Below are 17,412 nucleotides of genomic sequence, written 5' to 3' on the forward strand. Positions count from 1 at the left end.
TCTTCTTGCCCTTCGGACAAGAAGCATCCCTCGCTCTAAAGAGCTCGGTCAATTCTTATTTTTCTGCTGTCTGCACTGGCCTTTGAAAAATCTGTCACATTTCCGAGAGTTCACAGTAATGTGCATAAATCCCGCCTTTTTTCAGCAGTTCTTCATGTGTTCCGCTCTCTGCGATCCCATTATCGGCAACAACAAGAATCTGATCTGCCCCGCGGATCGTAGAAAGGCGGTGTGCGATCGTGATTGTGGTGCGGTTCTTTGCCAGTTCTTCGAGACTTTTCTGAATCCATCGTTCACTCTCATTATCCAGTGCACTCGTTGCCTCATCTAAAATAAGGATCGGCGGATTTTTCAGGAAAACTCTGGCGATGGAAATTCTCTGTTTCTGCCCTCCTGAGAGACGTGTTCCGCGTTCACCGACGTAGCTGTCGTATCCATCCGGCAGTGACATGATAAAATCGTGAATATTTGCTTTTTTCGCTGCATCGACGATCTCTTCCATGGAGGCCTCTGGTTTTCCGTAAGCGATATTATCCCGGATCGTTCCGCAGAACAGATAGACATCCTGCTGCACCAGTCCGATCTGATTTCGCAGACTTTCAAGTGTCAGTCCTCTGACATCTTTTCCGTCAATCGTGATTTTTCCTTCCGTCACATCGTAAAAACGTGGAAGCAACGAACAGATCGTGGTCTTACCACTTCCGGACGGTCCGACCAGTGCGATCGATCTGCCTGCCGGAATCCGAAAGCTGACATGAGACAGTACCGGTGTCTCATCATCCTGATAATGAAAGGAAACATTTTCATAAGATACATCACCACATACATTGGTCAGTGGTTTTGCATCTTCGGCATCCTGAATATCCGGTTCTGTCTCGATCACATCGAGAAATCTGCGAAATCCGGACAGGCCTTTCTGCATCATTTCTGTCAGCTCAACCAGGATCTGGATCGGGCTGATGAAGATTCCGATGTACAGAGCATACATAGCAAGATCTGCTGCTTCCATTTTTCCGTGTGCGATCAGCCATCCGCCAAAGACCAGGGTCACCAGATACATCAGTCCCTGGAAAAACAGGTTGCTGCTCATAAAACTTCCCATACAACGATAGTTCGCATCTTTGGATACCAGAAATCCTTCGTTGCTCTTCTGAAATTTCTTCCGCTCAATCTCCTCATTTGCAAAAGACTGTACGACACGAATCCCGGAAAGGGTATCCTGAAGCCTCGCATTGATATCTCCGATCTTGCGTCGGTTATCCATGAACGTTGCCTGCATACGGCGATTCTGACACAGAGAAAAGATCAGCATCAGCACAACCAGAAACAGAAGCGGCACCGCCAGTCTCCAGTTGATAAAAAATAAGAAGATAAAGGCTCCGACAATCTTAATCAGTGAAATGAACAGATTTTCCGGTCCGTGATGTGCCAGCTCAGAAATGTCAAACAGATCTGATACGAGTTTGCTCATCATCTGACCGGAATTATGCTGATTATAATAAGAGAACGACAGTTTTTCATAATGCTCAAACAATTCCTGGCGCATATCCCGCTCCATCCTTGCTCCCATCATATGCCCCTGACAGGTCACATAATACTTGCACAACGCCTGTATTGCATACATAAGCAGCAATCCTGCCCCGATAGGAAGCAGTGCCTGTAAGATCACAGCTGCATCTTTTAAAAACAGTGTTTTTGTCAGACTGCGAAGGATCTGTGGAAATGCCAGATCCACAAAACTGATAATCGCTGCACACAGCAAATCCAGAAAAAACACACCTTTGTAAGGTGCATAATATTTCACAAACTTTTTCAGTGTCTCCACTTTTCTTACCTTCTTTCGTTATTATGATTGAACCAAATCAAGGAAGTCCCCTGCTTCAATTGCGAATATCCGCTTGACACGTAAGACTTGGCATGCGATTCTGTTCGGCTTTGCTGACATTTACCCAACAAAATCGCCGCATGCCTATTGTAGCATGCGACGATTCTCGTTACAACTTGAACTTCTGTTATTCAAGAGATTCTTTTATTTACTTTACTTTCGCTACTTTATTATAAGTTGCCTTTTTGCTGATTTTTGCTTTCTGAAGGTTCTTTTTCAGTGCTCTCAGCGTTTTAGATTTCATCTTCTTAGGAACTGTAACTTTCATCTTAGAAGAAGTACCCTTGAATGCATTCCTGCCAACTTTCACGATTTTTGTTCCCTTGAAAGTTACGCTTGACAGCTTGCTCGCTTTACTGAATGCATTGGAGCCAATGCTCTTGACGTTGCTTCCGATCACGATGCTCTTCAGTTTTTTGTTGTTCTTGAAAGCATTCTTACCGATCGTGGTTACTTTGAAGCTGTAATTTCCAACTTTTACTGTATCCTGGATCGTAACTTTTGTTTTCTTCGTTGCTTTCAGTTTCACTGCAGAAACCGTTCCGTTTACTGCATCAGCTTTCGTTACTTTGTAAGTAACGCCTTTTACTGTAGTGGTTGTTCCAACTGCCGGAACCTGTGGTGCCGGATTATTGTTTCCGTTGTTGTTATTGTTATCATCTTTCTTGACAAGAGCTGCTTTTGCATCGCTGACTGCTTTCAGTGCTGCATTTACTTCTGCCTCAGTAGCATCCTTATTCTCCAGAACTTTCTTAGCTTCTGCCAGTGCTGCTTTCAGTTTGCCTGCACTCTCAGCTGTGTAATCTGCTTCTTTGAATGATTCTGCTTCTTTGACTGCCTTGTTCAGCTCTTCGACTTTTTCTGCCGGTGCAGGGGTCGGAGTCGGTATCGGATCAATATCTTTTGATTTTACCGTGATGGTAACTTTGCCTGTTACACCGCTTCCGTCTTTTGCAGTTGCAATGATATCTGCACTTCCAACACCAATTGCTTTGATCAGACCACTTTCGTTTACTGTTACTGCACTTTCATTTGAGCTTGTCCATGTAACTTCTTTGTTGTCTGCATTTTCCGGTAATACAGCTGCAGCTGCCTGAGCAGTACCGCCGATCTCCAGTTCTTTCTTATCTGCTGTTACGCTGATGCTTGCTACTTTGACCGGCTCCGGATCTGGAGTAACCTGTTTTGCTTTTACCGTGATCACAAGTTCTCCTGATACTCCGCTTCCATCTTTTGCTGTTGCTTTGATGGTTGCCGTTCCGGCTGCTTTTGCTGTGATCAGACCTGCTTCGCTTACGTTTGCCACTGTTTCATCTGAACTTGCCCAGGTCACTTCTTTGTTGTCTGCATTTTCCGGTAATACAGCTGCAGCTGCCTGCATCGTATCACCGACGGTCAGCTCTGTCTTATCAGCTGTTACGCTGATGCTTGCTACTTTGATCGGCTTCGGATCTGGAGTTTCACTCTGGAATGTGAATTTTGCATCTGCCCACAGTGCGTGGTCGTTGTAATCTGCATCACCTTGTTCTACGATCAGACGCAGATCTTTTACTTTGGATACATCGATATCTACAAGGTAGGACTCTCCGTTGGAGATCACATGATCTTTGCGGTACAACTCTTTGCCATCACCTTTGATCACATAATTTACATCTGCTTTGTTTCCAAGTTCCTGGTCTGCACTGATACCGATGCGTGCGGTAAATCTGCTTACGCCCTTGCCTTCCAGGTTAACGCCCAGTTCTGCCGGTGCATGCATAGCCACACCTTTATCAAAGCTCTGTTTTGTGCCTTCTACATAGACTGCCATCGGATTTCCGCATCCGCAGGCATCTCTTGTGTTTTCGAAGTATCCGCCCTGGTCAACGGTCCAGTCCATATCGGATACATACAGTTCATCCTGAACCTTGAAATTGATCGTATAAGTCTTTTCTACACCAAACGGAGAAACGGCTTTGATGGTTGCTGTGCCAGGAACTGCTGCTGCCTGTGTAATAGTTACATTAACATCATTTGATTTTTTGATCACTTCTACCTGAGGAACCTTTCCTTCTTCGTAGCTTCCTCTTAAAAGTGTATAAGTGTACTCATTCTGTCCGTCACTGAAGTTGTCCAGTTCTTTGCCGTTTACTTTGATTCCGGTCAGCGGCATTCCGGATTTCACGTCTTCGTTGCTCTTTGCCATCTTTTCTTCATCTGATGTCTGTTTTGTCAGAGGAAGGATGCTGAATGTCTGTGTATAAATCTTTCCTGCGGAAATGATGTATTTGCTCAGAGGAGCCGGACCGCAGCTTGCATTTCCAAGTCCGCGCTGCATCAGGTCAACAGTCAGAATGGTATTTTCCTGTACCGGAACCTGATATGGATGACGGTAGGATGCCAGATCTTCTGCTTTATAATGCAGGGCTCCGGATTCCATTTCGCTGTCAGAAGATACCAGGATACCTGTTCCGTCTTCTGCTGTCAGTGCTGTCCATCTTACACCTGTGTGGTTTCCGTTTTCCTGAGGTTTTACATATTTTTTTTCAAACTGTTCGGTTACGGTGCTGTTGTATATACCAAGTTTTGCACCGGTGTTACGGTCAACATAGTTTGCCTGCGGACCATTTCCGTAGTATGTCAGCTTCTCGTAATCTTTTGCAACTGTCATCTTCATACCGATTCTTGCAATATTTCCTGCAGAAGCACTCGGTGTAACCGTATTGGTTACTACGATCTCACCATTGCCATAGATCATGTAATCAATGCTGTTCGGTGTATTTACTTCAGGAATGCTTCCTGATACATGAATGTTGACTACTTTGTCTTTCTTATCTACAGTGATGCCGTTCTCATCCAGCGTGAAGTTCTGTGCTGCATTCTTCATCGCTGTGGAGAAGGATGGGTCGTTGCTGACCGGTGCACGGTAGTAGTTCGGAACCGGTCCGTTCTCCAGCAGGGTCTTGCCGTCTACTTTGTAGCTGGTGATGTAACCCTGTGCTTTGTCAATCACAACTTCAAATGCTTTGCCGTTTGTTTTGGATGTCTTTCCGGTAACAGTAATCGCATCATCGCTCTCTGCTACGTTTACTTTATCCATGTCAGATGCACTGATCGTTGGCTGTGCTTTTTCCGGAGTATAAGCAAGATCAAATTCTTCAAATGCAACCTCATCACCTTCATGTCCGTAATAATCGCCTGCCCACGCAGCATCTTCTTTCAGTGTTACGGAGAGTGTCAGTGTATAGTCAGAACCTGCTGTCGCACTTACTTTCGGGAAGTTTGCCAGTGTTACGGTAGCTTCTGCCTGCGGTGCGATGTTCTTCTGCTCCTCGCTAAGCTGACCGCTTCCGATCACTTTGTTATCTTCTTTTAATGTCCAGGAGACATTGTATTTGTTCAGGTTGGTGTTCAGGAACTCGTTTACAACACGGACTTTACCGTTTGCTGCTTCACCGTCATCATAGAAGGAAACTTCCTGATGTACTTTCTTGACTTCATACAGTTCTGCGGAAGGTGTGCGGTCTGCATTTAAGATACCGTTTGCACAGAAATCATTATCATTTACCGTCTCGCCCCAGTCTCCGCCGTATGCGAAGTATGTGCTGTCTTTGTAGTTTGTTCCTTCTGATTTAATGGAAGCAGATCCAAAGTCAATAGAATAAGCTACGTTATCTTTTACTGCGTCCAGATTATCGTTTGTATTCTGGATCTGTTCCTCTGTCATAACACCTTTGATCACGGCTGCACGGTCGATTGCACCGTTGAAGGTTCTTCCGGACTGGTCTGCGGATGCTCCGATGGTGATGTCGATCGGATTGCTGGATGCATCACAGGTTGTCTTGTTGGTTCTTTGTCCTGTTGCAAGCTGTTTTCCATCGTAATACAGCTTGTACTCGGTACCGATATAAGTTGCCGTCAGACGATGCCAGTTTCCGTCTGTGAAATCAGATGGAATATCTGCGGATAAAGCACCACCGCTCCATCCGTCTACAAAGAACTCAAATTTACCATAGCGGTCAATCTGAAGGTTGTAGCCGTCGCTGTCTCCTCTGGAGATAAACGCCTGTGCGGATTTTGTAAAGTTCTCCGATGGTTTTACCCATACATCCAGTGTGATACCGGTTGTGCTGTTGGTTGCCAGTTTTGCACTGTCCGTCGCTGCATAAGTTCCCTGGATCGCTTTTGTATTGTTGCGTCCTTCGGTAACTTTTCCGTCAAATTTCGTTGCAACACCGGTGTTCGAATCTGTGATCGTGTAAGTTGTTGTATTTTCTACTTTTGTAGAAACAGACTGATCGATCCAGTCCCAGATAAATCCACCCTGTGCATTCGGGTAGTTACGGAAAATATCCCAGTACTCTTTGAAGTTACCAAGGGCATTACCCATTGCATGGGCATACTCAGACTGGATATACGGCAGCTTATTGCCAGTATTTGTTACCTGACTCTTGACAGAATCTACACCCCAGTACTGGGAGGAATAGATATCTACCATGGATTTTTTGCGGTCACCCTTTGTATAGCGGTTGTCACGCTCGTATTTACGGATACGGGACGGATCACGCTGCAGGATCCACTGTGTGGAATTATAGAAGCAGTAGTTTTCATCCATATTGTAAGCCTGATAAGTAGCTTCATTACCAAGGGACCAGATCACTACGGATGGATGGTTTTTATCGCGCTCTACCATATTCTGAGTGCGGTCCATAACGGAAGTATTCCAGATCGGATATCCGGACGGGATGTTGCTGCTTGTCGCACCGATGTGGGACTCTGCGTTTGTCTCATCGCAGATATAAATACCCAGCTCATCTGCCAGTCCGTACATATATGGATTGTTCGGATAGTGGCTGGTACGGATCGCATTGACATTGAACTGCTTCATCATCTTCAGGTCGGTTGTGATATCTTCTTTGGAGATTGCACGTCCGTCCTGGTCATCTGTTTCATGACGGTTTGTACCACGGAACATGATCTTTTCACCGTTGATCTGTACCTGTTCCTGACCTGCTTCGTTGATATCTGCTTTGCTGATCTCGCGGAATCCGACTCTCTGAACAGTCGTCTCAATGACATTGCCATTTTCGTCTTTTAACTGAACAAGAAGCATATACAGATTCGGAGTATCTGCAAACCACTTGTCCGGATTGGTTACTTGTTTGCTTCCGCTAAAGGTTGCTCCCTTATCGTCTGCTTTCTCTGCCACACTTTCCTTTGCTGCCGGAACAGTTGCTTCGATCACCATCGGCTCAGACCACACTTTTGTCTTGCCGTCGATCTTATAAAGATCAGCAGATACGGTATATTTCTTGCCTGCTGCTGTATCATCACCGAGGTTACGGATATTTGCATCCAGCGTCAGCGTTGCATCTTTATAGTTATCATCCAGATCTGTCTTTACAAACAGGTCACGCATCTCTACTTTTGCTTTCGAGTAAAGATTTACATCACGGAAAATACCGCTCATACGGATAAAGTCCTGGTTCTCCAGATAACTTCCGGTAGACCAGCGATAAACTTCCACTGCAATGGTATTTTCGCCTTTTTTCAAATAACTTGTGATATTGAACTCGTCGGTCGTGTAGCTGTCTTCGCCGTATCCGACTCTCTGCCCGTTTACATATAAATAGAATGCGGACTCTACACCTTCAAAGGATACGAAAACATCTCTTCCATCCCAGTCTGAAGGAACGGTAAAGGTTCTCTTGTACTGGCCGACGCTGTTGTTTACGGTCGGTGCTGTAACGTTTGCTCCAAGGCTGACATTTTCATAGTTCTGCCACGGATATCTCTGGTTTACATAGATCGGCTTTTCGTATTTGAAATTGCCGTCTGCATCCTTGATCGTCTGGATGGAGCTTGGAACTTTGATATCATCCCAGCCTGATGTATCCCAGTTCTCCACATAATTTTTTGCATCTGCACCTTTTGCCTGTTTTTCGCGGTCTGCCGGTTTCCGGGCAAACTTGAATTTCCAGGTACCATTCAGAGACTGTTTGTAAGCGGACTCGGATGCATCCTTATCCAGAACGGATTTCTCATTGGTCAAAGCTTTCTCTGCTGACTCATACGGTGTAAAATACGCATGTGCCGGCTCCCGGTTCTCCTCTACTTTGTCAATCTGGTCGTACCATTCTTCGCCTGCAAAACTGCTGTCAGCAGCATTTACCGGAAGTGTAAAACTTCCAATGCCGGTCACAAGCTCTCCGCCGATCATAGCACCGGCTAACACAACAGACAGAATTTTCTTTCTCAAATGCATGTACATTCCTCCTTTTATGCATTTTTTCTTTTGCAGCCGTTCCGTTTCCTTCTCAGCTGCAATTCTTTCTTTTTCTTTCTCTCTTTTCGCAGACTTTTTGTCATTTTGAAAATCTCTGCGAAAAATGAAGTCCCGCTGTGCGGGACTTCCAGCACCCTCTCGGGATACATGTTAAGTTTATTATAGTACATTTTTATGTTTTTGTCTATATTGTTACTATTTATTTTTATCAAGCGTTCGTTTTTTAGTAATTTTCTACATATTCTCTGTCCGTTTATTGTCTATTTCGCCAGTTTCGTTGATTCCATCGGAAACATCCACGCTTCCAGGAACCTGTTTTATCACCTCTGGAAACTTACGACACTATGCAAAATGAACGAATTCCCAAGAAGGCACTTTTACGTGCCCTTCTGGGAATTCGTTCATTTGCACATACACTTTTTTCTGTATACAGTTTGTCTATTCCTTTCACAGGAAAGCCGCCTTCATTTTCTCTGCCACTTCCTGCAGTTTCTGTGCTCTTTGTCCGAATATCCGGACAGCGAGATCATTCTGCACCAGTTTTGTCACGCCGCCATCGCACTCCGGTTCCTGTTCCAGGATCTCCCAGATATTCTGCTGCAGTTCTTCGCTGCCGCCGGTCAGAAAGATATTTGCCATATGCGTGTAACCTTCGTACATACCGATGCCTTCCATATCCATCTTTTCCGGCTCATAGCGGGTGTTGTCCCGGTAGATCAGGCTGCCGCTTCGCCAGACGGAAACTTTCGATGCATACTTCCGGTAGCGAAAGCGTTCCCCGGATGCTTTTCGACCGCAGGAAATGATTTCCATCAGAAAGAATCTTGAACTTTCGTCTTCAAGATGGATTTTCATATCACTTTCAAATGCAGACTGTGCATATGGGATCACCGGCTGCGGATAATAACAGAAGACTGCATTTTTTTTCACTTCTGCCGTCACACTCCGGCGTGCCAGTCCTTCTTTCATCTTATGCACTTTATCAAAAGACTGAGAAAGAAATTCCAGATTGCTTCCTTCGGAAATCTGAAAGATGAACTCCTGAACATCACCTTCCATGATTCCGGCCGAAGCACACAGCGGCATAATGGAAATTCCGCCATCTTCTTTTGGAAATGGTGTCATAACTTTATAAGGTGCAGTAAAGGAAAGATCTTCCAGTATGGTTTTTCCATCCCGGCTTCCGGTGCGGATCGACAGTCTGGATATTTTTCCGAATTTGTTTTCTGTCAAATGTTCGTCCGCCTTTCTTTTTTATTTTTCAAGAATGCTTCTTATATTCTTGCTGTGAAGTAAAGCGGACATTTACAATCCGCTTCTCTGCGTTCAAGTCGAACATTATGCTTACAGATCTTCCAGCAATACACTTTTTTTGATCCATTCTACTACTTTATCCACATTTTCATCCCCGCGGATGTTGGTAAACTGGAATGGACGGTCACCACGCATTTTCTTTGAATCACGTTCCATGACTTCCAGACTTGCTCCGACATATGGTGCGAGGTCGATTTTGTTGATGACAAGCAGATCTGATCTTGTGATACCAGGACCGCCTTTTCTCGGAATTTTATCTCCTTCTGCAACATCGATCACGAAAATCGTGGCATCTACCAGTTCTGGGCTGAAGGTTGCGGAAAGGTTATCTCCGCCGCTCTCGATAAAGAGCAGTTCAATATCCGGGAAACGCTCCATCATTTCATCAACTGCTTCAAGGTTCATCGAGGCATCTTCACGGATTGCCGTATGCGGGCATCCGCCGGTTTCCACACCGATGATCCGCTCGACCGGAAGAACACTGTTTTTTGCCAGAAACTGTGCGTCTTCCTTTGTATAAATATCATTGGTGATGACACCAATGCTGTAGTCTTTTGCCATTTTTCTTGATAATGCTTCGATAAGTGCTGTTTTTCCGGAACCTACCGGGCCGGCAACTCCAATTTTCACGTATGACATACTTTTTCCTCCTGCTATGACATATACAATCTGGAATACAGTTTTTCGTGCTGAATTCCACGAATATCAAATCCCGGTGCTGACAGGCACAGGTCATCTTCGCTGTAAGTTCGGATCTCTTCCAGAATTTCTGCAAATTCCGGATAACATCCGCTCAAAAGCTGCTGTCCTGCACTCTGACTGAGCGGGATAGTTTTGACACAGTTTGTTACCATTGCGGAAGTCTGTGCATATAAATAATGATACAACGTCTCTTCTTCCTCGATTCCAAGAGCCGCACAGAAAACTCCGTACACAATGCAGTGACTGACCGCTTTTCCCTTTCTTGCGTCCAGATACGCTTCAAAAATTTCTCTGTTTTTCATCGGCATCGTTTCTGCATGCAATTTTTCGATTGTTTTTGCAAAACGGGAACCCATTTTTCTGGACGCTTCCCGCTGTTCAAAAGGAATCCTGGATGCTCCGAGGATTTCTTCCAGCTCATCCAGTCCGTCTGCATCATTTTGATCTGCCAGTTCCCACGCAAGGCGAACTGCCAGCAGATCGGTATAAGCAAGTGCGAAACGCAGTTTTTTATGAATATATTCTGCCGCTGTTTTCTCATCGCAGACGCTTCCCTGCTGGATGTAAGTTTCCAGTCCCTGCGAGTGAGAATAGCCTCCGATCGGGAAAAGTGCGTCATTTACCTGCAATAAGAAGAAACGGCGAATCTCCTGTTCTCTGTCCATATCCGTTCCTCTCTTTTTGTGATGCCGGAGCACATTCTGCCCCGGCACTGTAATATCTTTTATATTCTCAGTGATGATGGTTGTGGATCGCTGCGGAAATCCGTCGGTCAAAATCAAGTTTCCGCACGGTTTTTTCTGCTTTTACACCGTGCAGTTTTTCCAGCATCGCCATCATCGGCTCATTGTAAATGGTGATAAAGGTATTTTCTTTATCGCCCCAGAAAAGCGGTGCATGGCGGTTGCCGATCTCGTAGCAGACCTTTGCAACATATTTTTCGTGTCCCGGTGCAAGCGATACTTCGATCACTTCGCACGGCGGTGTGTTGACCACGATCACCACACCGTCTGCATCATAGATCACATCATCTTGAAACAGTCCTCTTGTCAGAATGGAATCATCCATACGGATGCCCACTTCACGACCCTGACCGGTCACTTTTCGATGGATCTTTTTAAATGCTTCATGCCATTCAATATCCACATATTCTACTGTTTTTCCTGCGATATCCACATCTTTTAATTTTCCGATTACTTTTTCACAAACCATTCTACCATACTCCTAAGATCAGCATGATTCCCGGAATCCATGCGGTGACCACGCCTTCAAACACCTGAAGCAGCGGTACAAATTTTCCGAGCTTTTTGCCCATGATATCTTCTACAAATGCAGTTCCCCAGAGGATTGCCCACAGATACCAGATACCTGCCCAGCGGATATCTGCGGTAATTCCAAGTGCTGCACTTCCGGTAATTCCCTCGATGGTTCCAAAGATCAGTGCATTGACTGCAACAAAGGTGGAAAACCATGCAAACGGAATCGGGCTGAGCTTGTAAATCTTGCTGAATGCGACAAACAGATAGGTAAATCCAAACAGAAGTCCGGTTCCTGCCGCATAATAGTTGCCCTGTACCAGGCTCACGAAATTGATAAAGACCGACAGGCCTCCGGTCAGCAAATTCATCACTGCCGCCGATTTGCCATCGACTTTGTACAGCGTACACATGCCGTTGTTGATCAGTACAATTCCCACAAATAAAAGGCAAACTCCTAACATTTTGTTCCTCCTAACTCTTTATTTAAATTGATGTCCTCAAAATTGCTCCGTTATAATATAACTCTCGCAATTTTGCAATCATTCAAAATCCGCTCATTTTTCTGCGAAAAATGGCTGCTTTTTCATGATTTGGCGGGATTCATAGACATAAAAATGTATGCAAGCATCCATTTTATGTCCATTTCTCCCTTGGACATCAAAATAAGTTATACAGCTGTGTAAGCGGCAGTTTTTGTGCCGGTTTGGATGTGATGGATTCTCCGTCGACCGTCACTTCATAGGTTTCCGGATCTACGGTGATCTTCGGTGTGCGATTATTAAATACCATGTCTTTCTTGGCGATCGTGCGGCATCCTTTTACCGGAACAACGGTTTTTTTCAGTCCGTATGCATCTTTGATATCTGCATCGTAAGCTGCTTTGGAGACAAAGGTCAGGCATGCTTCATTTTTTGCCTTTCCATGTGCTGCGAACATCGGCTGATAGAGAACTGGCTGTGTGGTCGGGATGGATGCATTTGCATCACCCATCTTAGATGCAATGATCATGCCGCCTTTGATGATCATATCCGGTTTTGCACCGAAGAATGCCGGTTTCCACAGTACCAGGTCTGCGAACTTGCCTTTTTCCACAGAACCTACATAATCTGCAATACCATGTGTCAGTGCCGGATTGATCGTATATTTTGCGATATAACGTTTTACACGGAAGTTGTCGTTTCCTTTGCCTTCGTCTTCCGGAAGTGCTCCGCGTTCGTCTTTCATTTTGCTTGCTGTCTGCCAGGTACGTGTGATAACTTCGCCGACACGTCCCATTGCCTGAGAGTCCGAACTCATCATACTGAAGATACCCATGTCATGCAGAACATCTTCTGCTGCGATGGTTTCCGGACGGATTCTGGAATCTGCAAATGCGACATCTTCCGGGATTTTTTTGTCCAGATGATGGCATACCATCAGCATATCCAGATGCTCATCCAGTGTATTGACCGTGTATGGCATGGTCGGGTTTGTGGATGACGGAAGTACATTTCCTGCTGCCGCTGCACGGATGATGTCCGGTGCGTGTCCTCCGCCTGCACCCTCGGTGTGGTAAGTATGGATCGTTCGACCTCCGATCGCTGCCAGGGTATCTTCGACACATCCGCCCTCATTCAGCGTATCGGTATGGATTGCTACCTGCACATCGTACTCATCTGCTACATTCAGGCAGTGGTTGATAACAGCCGGTGTCGCACCCCAGTCTTCGTGGATTTTCAGTCCCATTGCACCTGCTTTGACCTGCTCGATCAGCGGTGCCTCATCCGAACAGTTTCCTTTTCCGAGGAATCCCAAGTTCATCGGATATTCTTCTGCTGCTTTGAGCATCATTTTCAGGTTCCACGGTCCAGGTGTACAGGTCGTTGCATTGGTTCCGTCTGCCGGACCGGTACCGCCTCCAATCATCGTTGTCACACCGCTGTACAGTGCACAGTCGATCTGCTGCGGGCTGATAAAATGAATGTGAGTATCGATTCCGCCGGCAGTCACGATCATGCCTTCTCCTGCCAGTGCCTCTGTGGAAGCTCCAACCGTCATGCCCGGAGTTACGCCGTCCATAATATCCGGGTTTCCTGCTTTTCCGATTCCGACGATTTTGCCGTCTTTGATACCGATATCTGCTTTTATGATTCCGGTCACATCCACGATCAGTGCATTTGTGATGACCAGATCCAGATCTCCGTCTTTGCTGCAGGTCTTAACAGACTGTCCCATACCGTCACGGATGGTTTTTCCGCCTCCGAATTTAATTTCATCTCCATAGGTGGTAAAATCTTTTTCCACTTCAACGACAAGGCTTGTATCTGCCAGTCTTACTTTATCGCCCACGGTCGGGCCGTACATCATTGCATATTTTTCACCGGAAATTTTTACGCTCATCTGCCATCCTCCTATACAAAACCTTTTAATGCTGCTTTTTCCATAGAAGCTTTTTTCGTGTCTTCTTCTGCTCTGGCTCTTGTCAGGTCATTTAATCCAAATACACGCTTTCTGCCGCCCATCTGTGTGAGCTGAACCTCTTTTTCTTCGCCCGGTTCAAAACGAACTGATGTTCCTGACGGAATGTCCAGATGATATCCATAAGCTGTCTCACGGTCAAACGAAAGGCATTTATTTACTTCGAAAAAATGATAATGAGATCCCACCTGCACCGGGCGGTCTCCTTTATTCGCAACAAGAATTTTCACTGTGTTTTTTCCTTCGTTGAGTGTGATCTCTCTGTCTGCCGGAATAATTTCACCGATTTTCATGGTTTGTTGTCCTCCTTCTTCAAGATTCGCCCGCAGATCATCTACTGGGCTGCCTCTGTCTACTGGATCGGATTATGTACCGTTACCAGCTTGGTTCCATCCGGAAAAGTTGCCTCTACCTGTACTTCTTCCAGCATATCTGCAACACCATCCATAACATCTTTTTTGGTAAGGATCTTCGTTCCAAGCTGCATCAGTTCCACAACCGTTTTTCCGTCACGTGCCAGTTCCAGAAGTTCTGAACTGATATAAGCAAGCGACTCTACATAATTCAGCTTCACGCCGCGTTCTTTTCTCTCTTTAGCAAGATTTCCTGCCATGTGAAGCATCAGTTTTTCCTGTTCCTTCGGGGTAAGTCTCATAGTAATCCTCCTGTTCGTTTATTTAGTAAGAATAAAATCAACATCAACAGTTCAGCCATGCAAGCTCGATTTGGCGATTCCATCGCCTTTTTCGCTGCTATCGCAGCTAAAATCTCGCTTTTGGCAGAGTACCATATCAAAATACATAAAAATATTCATTTGCAAACTTGTTTGCATTCATATTTTTTTGCATTTTGTCACGGCTGAACTGTTACAAAAAAAGACGCAGACAATGGCTCCCTTTTACAGGCTCCATTGTCTGCGTCTTTATCCCTATGGATTTGCTATGCATTATAGTCGATTTTATTTTTTCCGTCAAGCAGTTTTTTGAAAGATTTTTGCATTATTCGAATGTTTTTGCTGTTATTTTTCCTGGTTTCCTTCGTTTTCTGCATTATTTTGAACGTTTTGATAAACTTTTGCTTTATCAACACGATGGTCATCCATCTTCAGGACAACTACTTTCACGCCGTCACTTACAAAACTGTCCCCCTCTTTCGGGATCTGCCCCAGCTCTTCCATGATCCAGCCGCTCAAGGTATTGACATCCACCGCTTTCTCGATATCCAGCAGTTCAAATACTTTATCAATATTTGCCGATCCGCTCATCAGATATTCCCGGTCTGAAATTTTTTCGATTTCTTTGATGACACGGTCATGCTCATCCCAGATATCACCGACCAGCTCTTCGATGATATCTTCAATCGTAACCAGACCTTCCGTTCCGCCAAATTCATCCAGAATGATCGCAATGTGAGTTTTACTGTCCTGAAGCTTTTTCAACAGGACACCGATCTTCATCGTCGGTGTGATAAACAGCACCGGGCGGATGATATCTTTCAGAGGTCGGTCGGTATGATAAATAAAATTGTGGAAATCCTTCTGGTTGATAATGCCTATGATGTGGTCGATATCTTCTTCGTAGACCGGAAGCCTTGAAAATCCGGTATCCAGAAACATCTTTGCGATTTCTTCTTTTGTCGCATCCAGCGGAATACTCTCAATGTCCACACGCGGCGTATAAATATCACTTGTCTCAAGATCCATAAAACCAATCGCACTGCGGATCAGTGTACTTTCATCGGCATCGATCCCGCCTTCCTGCTCTGCTTCTTCCACGATCGTCATCAGCTCCTCGTCCGTGATCCCACGGTCATCCGAAGGCTTGTTGAACAGTTTGACAAGCAGCTTTTTCCATTGAGCGAACATCCAGATAAATGGTTTTAAAAGCACCATCAGGGCACGGATAAACGGTGCGGAAAACATGGCAAATTTCTCCGGTGATTCTTTGGCAATGCTTTTCGGCGAGATTTCACCAAAGATCAGCACGACAACCGTGACGGAAGCTGTTGCAACGCTCGCCCCTGTCTGCTCACCCAGAAATTTGACACAGAGCAGTGTCGCCACGGATGAGAGCAGAATATTGACCAGGTTGTTGCCGATCAGGATCGCAGAGAGCAGCGTGTCGTAATTGTCTGCCAGCTGAAGTGCAAGTGCTGCGGATTTGTCACCCTTGTCTGCCATTGTTTTCATACGTGCATGGCTCATCGTGGAAAAGGCTGTCTCGGTCGCTGAAAAATATGCGGACAAAACAAGACAGACCAGAATAATAACCAATGAAGTCGAGTCACTGGACATGATAAATAAAAAACCTCCCTTTCAAAAAAGCATGGCCTGTTGTACCCTGACAACAGACCATGCCCTGTCTTTCTTTGTAATCTGTTTTCTGTTGTTATTATATGAGATAGCCGTCACAGTGTCAATGGGATGTTTGCTGCAGTTTACATAACCTGTGAACCACAGCATTTACAGCCCTGACTTATTTTTTATAAATTGCTTTTGCACCCATTCCTTTTGATTTTAAGAACTTTTTATATGTTTTGAACTGTTTTGCCGGTACTTTTACTTTGACCTTTTTGTATGTACCTTTGAAAGCTTTCGCACCGACATTTTTCTTCGTCAGCATACTTGTTCTGATGGTGATTGTTCTGAGGTTCTTACAATTATAGAAAGCCTGTTTTCCAATCCTTCTAACATTTCTGCCGATCACTGCTGTTCTCAGCAACTGATTGTTTTTAAAAGCATTTGCTGAAATACCGGTCACTGTATAAATTGTAGCATTTATCGAAACAGTATCCGGAATTTTTACAACTTTTTTCTGAACAATCTGCTTTACAAACTCAACACTGCATCCATCTGCAAGCACGCGATAAACACCATTTGTCACTTTATCATCTATCATTTCTCCCGGCATGGCTTTTCGATCTGGCTGTTCCAACTTCGCTAAAACTCTGCCTTCCTCCAGTAATTCACCACAGTCCTGACAATAAATATCGCCGCTATAACCTTCCTGTGTATAAGTCGCTTCCTTTACAAACTTCGTGATTTTCGTTCCATGACCGGTAGATGGAATCTCCTCAATCTTTGTAGATTCACATACGCTGCAAGTGTAAGTTCTGATTCCCTTTTCCGTACAGGTTGCTGCTTTTGTTACGGTTCCCTCATCCCAGATATGACCTGTCTTCGGGATCACTGTTCCGGAAGAAAGTTTTATACCACAATCTTTACAGTAAGTATCTCCGGTGTAACCTTCCTCCAAACAGGTTGCAGATTTTGCACCGCGAATTTCTGTATTTGGATGTTCACCTGTCGCCGGGATTTCCTCGGTTCTTGTTGTATTGCAGTTTATACAGGTGTAAGTTTTTATTCCAGATTCTGTATCCGTTGCTGGTTTTGTTATTCTTCCAGAGTCCCAGATGTGGTCTGTTTTGGCGATTGTTTCGCCTGAAGAAAGTTTTTCTCCGCAGTCTTTACAATAGGTGTCTCCAGTGTAACCTTCCTGGGCACACGTTGCTTCTTTTACATTTCGAAATTC

12 protein-coding genes are annotated in these 17,412 nt (G+C 44.9%); all 12 read right to left on the bottom strand.

Annotated features, from left to right (window positions below):
• Positions 1 to 94: 94 nt before the first annotated feature.
• Positions 95 to 1,825, bottom strand: coding sequence for an ABC transporter ATP-binding protein (locus ACLTL4_RS08420; protein ID WP_173865881.1), 1,731 nt, complete (start codon positions 1,823 to 1,825; stop codon positions 95 to 97).
• 208 nt (positions 1,826 to 2,033) lie between these two features.
• Positions 2,034 to 8,129, bottom strand: coding sequence for a glycoside hydrolase family 2 TIM barrel-domain containing protein (locus ACLTL4_RS08425; protein WP_412291444.1), 6,096 nt, complete (start codon positions 8,127 to 8,129; stop codon positions 2,034 to 2,036).
• Positions 8,130 to 8,597: 468 nt separating this feature from the next.
• Positions 8,598 to 9,383, bottom strand: a complete 786-nt coding sequence (locus tag ACLTL4_RS08430) for an urease accessory protein UreD (protein WP_412291445.1) — start codon at positions 9,381 to 9,383, stop codon at positions 8,598 to 8,600.
• 111 nt (positions 9,384 to 9,494) lie between these two features.
• Entirely contained in the window at positions 9,495 to 10,103 is a 609-nt protein-coding gene (ureG, locus tag ACLTL4_RS08435; protein ID WP_022118363.1) for an urease accessory protein UreG, read from the bottom strand.
• A 14-nt stretch (positions 10,104 to 10,117) separates the two neighbouring features.
• On the bottom strand, positions 10,118 to 10,831 hold the full coding sequence (locus tag ACLTL4_RS08440; RefSeq protein WP_022118362.1) for an urease accessory protein UreF: 714 nt from the start codon (positions 10,829 to 10,831) through the stop codon (positions 10,118 to 10,120).
• Between the two features lie 67 nt (positions 10,832 to 10,898).
• Complete coding sequence (locus ACLTL4_RS08445; protein ID WP_173865900.1) at positions 10,899 to 11,378, bottom strand: urease accessory protein UreE; 480 nt, start codon at positions 11,376 to 11,378, stop codon at positions 10,899 to 10,901.
• A 1-nt stretch (position 11,379) separates the two neighbouring features.
• Positions 11,380 to 11,886 (bottom strand): AmiS/UreI family transporter, encoded by a 507-nt coding sequence (locus ACLTL4_RS08450; RefSeq protein WP_173865901.1) that lies wholly within the window; start codon positions 11,884 to 11,886, stop codon positions 11,380 to 11,382.
• A gap of 196 nt (positions 11,887 to 12,082) precedes the next feature.
• Positions 12,083 to 13,804, bottom strand: a complete 1,722-nt coding sequence (ureC, locus tag ACLTL4_RS08455; protein WP_412291446.1) for an urease subunit alpha — start codon at positions 13,802 to 13,804, stop codon at positions 12,083 to 12,085.
• A gap of 11 nt (positions 13,805 to 13,815) precedes the next feature.
• Positions 13,816 to 14,175: an urease subunit beta gene (gene ureB, locus ACLTL4_RS08460; RefSeq protein ID WP_022118358.1), complete on the bottom strand. Its 360-nt coding sequence runs from the start codon at positions 14,173 to 14,175 to the stop codon at positions 13,816 to 13,818.
• 59 nt (positions 14,176 to 14,234) lie between these two features.
• The gene (gene ureA, locus ACLTL4_RS08465; RefSeq protein ID WP_022118357.1) at positions 14,235 to 14,537 is read right to left on the bottom strand and encodes an urease subunit gamma; all 303 of its coding nucleotides are present in this window, start codon (positions 14,535 to 14,537) and stop codon (positions 14,235 to 14,237) included.
• 363 nt (positions 14,538 to 14,900) lie between these two features.
• Positions 14,901 to 16,175: an HlyC/CorC family transporter gene (locus ACLTL4_RS08470; RefSeq protein ID WP_412291447.1), complete on the bottom strand. Its 1,275-nt coding sequence runs from the start codon at positions 16,173 to 16,175 to the stop codon at positions 14,901 to 14,903.
• Between the two features lie 181 nt (positions 16,176 to 16,356).
• The coding region (locus ACLTL4_RS08475; protein WP_412320411.1) for a leucine-rich repeat protein at positions 16,357 to 17,412 on the bottom strand (1,056 nt) is incomplete at its 5' end.

This window comes from Hominisplanchenecus sp. (assembly GCF_046967715.1).
GTDB classification, from domain to species: domain Bacteria; phylum Bacillota; class Clostridia; order Lachnospirales; family Lachnospiraceae; genus Hominisplanchenecus; species Hominisplanchenecus faecis.

Coding starts and splice junctions, on each gene's coding strand:
- ACLTL4_RS08470 (WP_412291447.1), bottom strand. CDS start 16,175: ATGTCCAGTGACTCGACTTCATTGGTTATTATTCTGGTCTGTCTTGTT.
- ACLTL4_RS08450 (WP_173865901.1), bottom strand. CDS start 11,886: ATGTTAGGAGTTTGCCTTTTATTTGTGGGAATTGTACTGATCAACAAC.
- ureG (WP_022118363.1), bottom strand. CDS start 10,103: ATGTCATACGTGAAAATTGGAGTTGCCGGCCCGGTAGGTTCCGGAAAA.
- ACLTL4_RS08440 (WP_022118362.1), bottom strand. CDS start 10,831: ATGGACAGAGAACAGGAGATTCGCCGTTTCTTCTTATTGCAGGTAAAT.
- ureC (WP_412291446.1), bottom strand. CDS start 13,804: ATGAGCGTAAAAATTTCCGGTGAAAAATATGCAATGATGTACGGCCCG.
- ACLTL4_RS08445 (WP_173865900.1), bottom strand. CDS start 11,378: ATGGTTTGTGAAAAAGTAATCGGAAAATTAAAAGATGTGGATATCGCA.
- ACLTL4_RS08425 (WP_412291444.1), bottom strand. CDS start 8,129: ATGCATTTGAGAAAGAAAATTCTGTCTGTTGTGTTAGCCGGTGCTATG.
- ureB (WP_022118358.1), bottom strand. CDS start 14,175: ATGAAAATCGGTGAAATTATTCCGGCAGACAGAGAGATCACACTCAAC.
- ureA (WP_022118357.1), bottom strand. CDS start 14,537: ATGAGACTTACCCCGAAGGAACAGGAAAAACTGATGCTTCACATGGCA.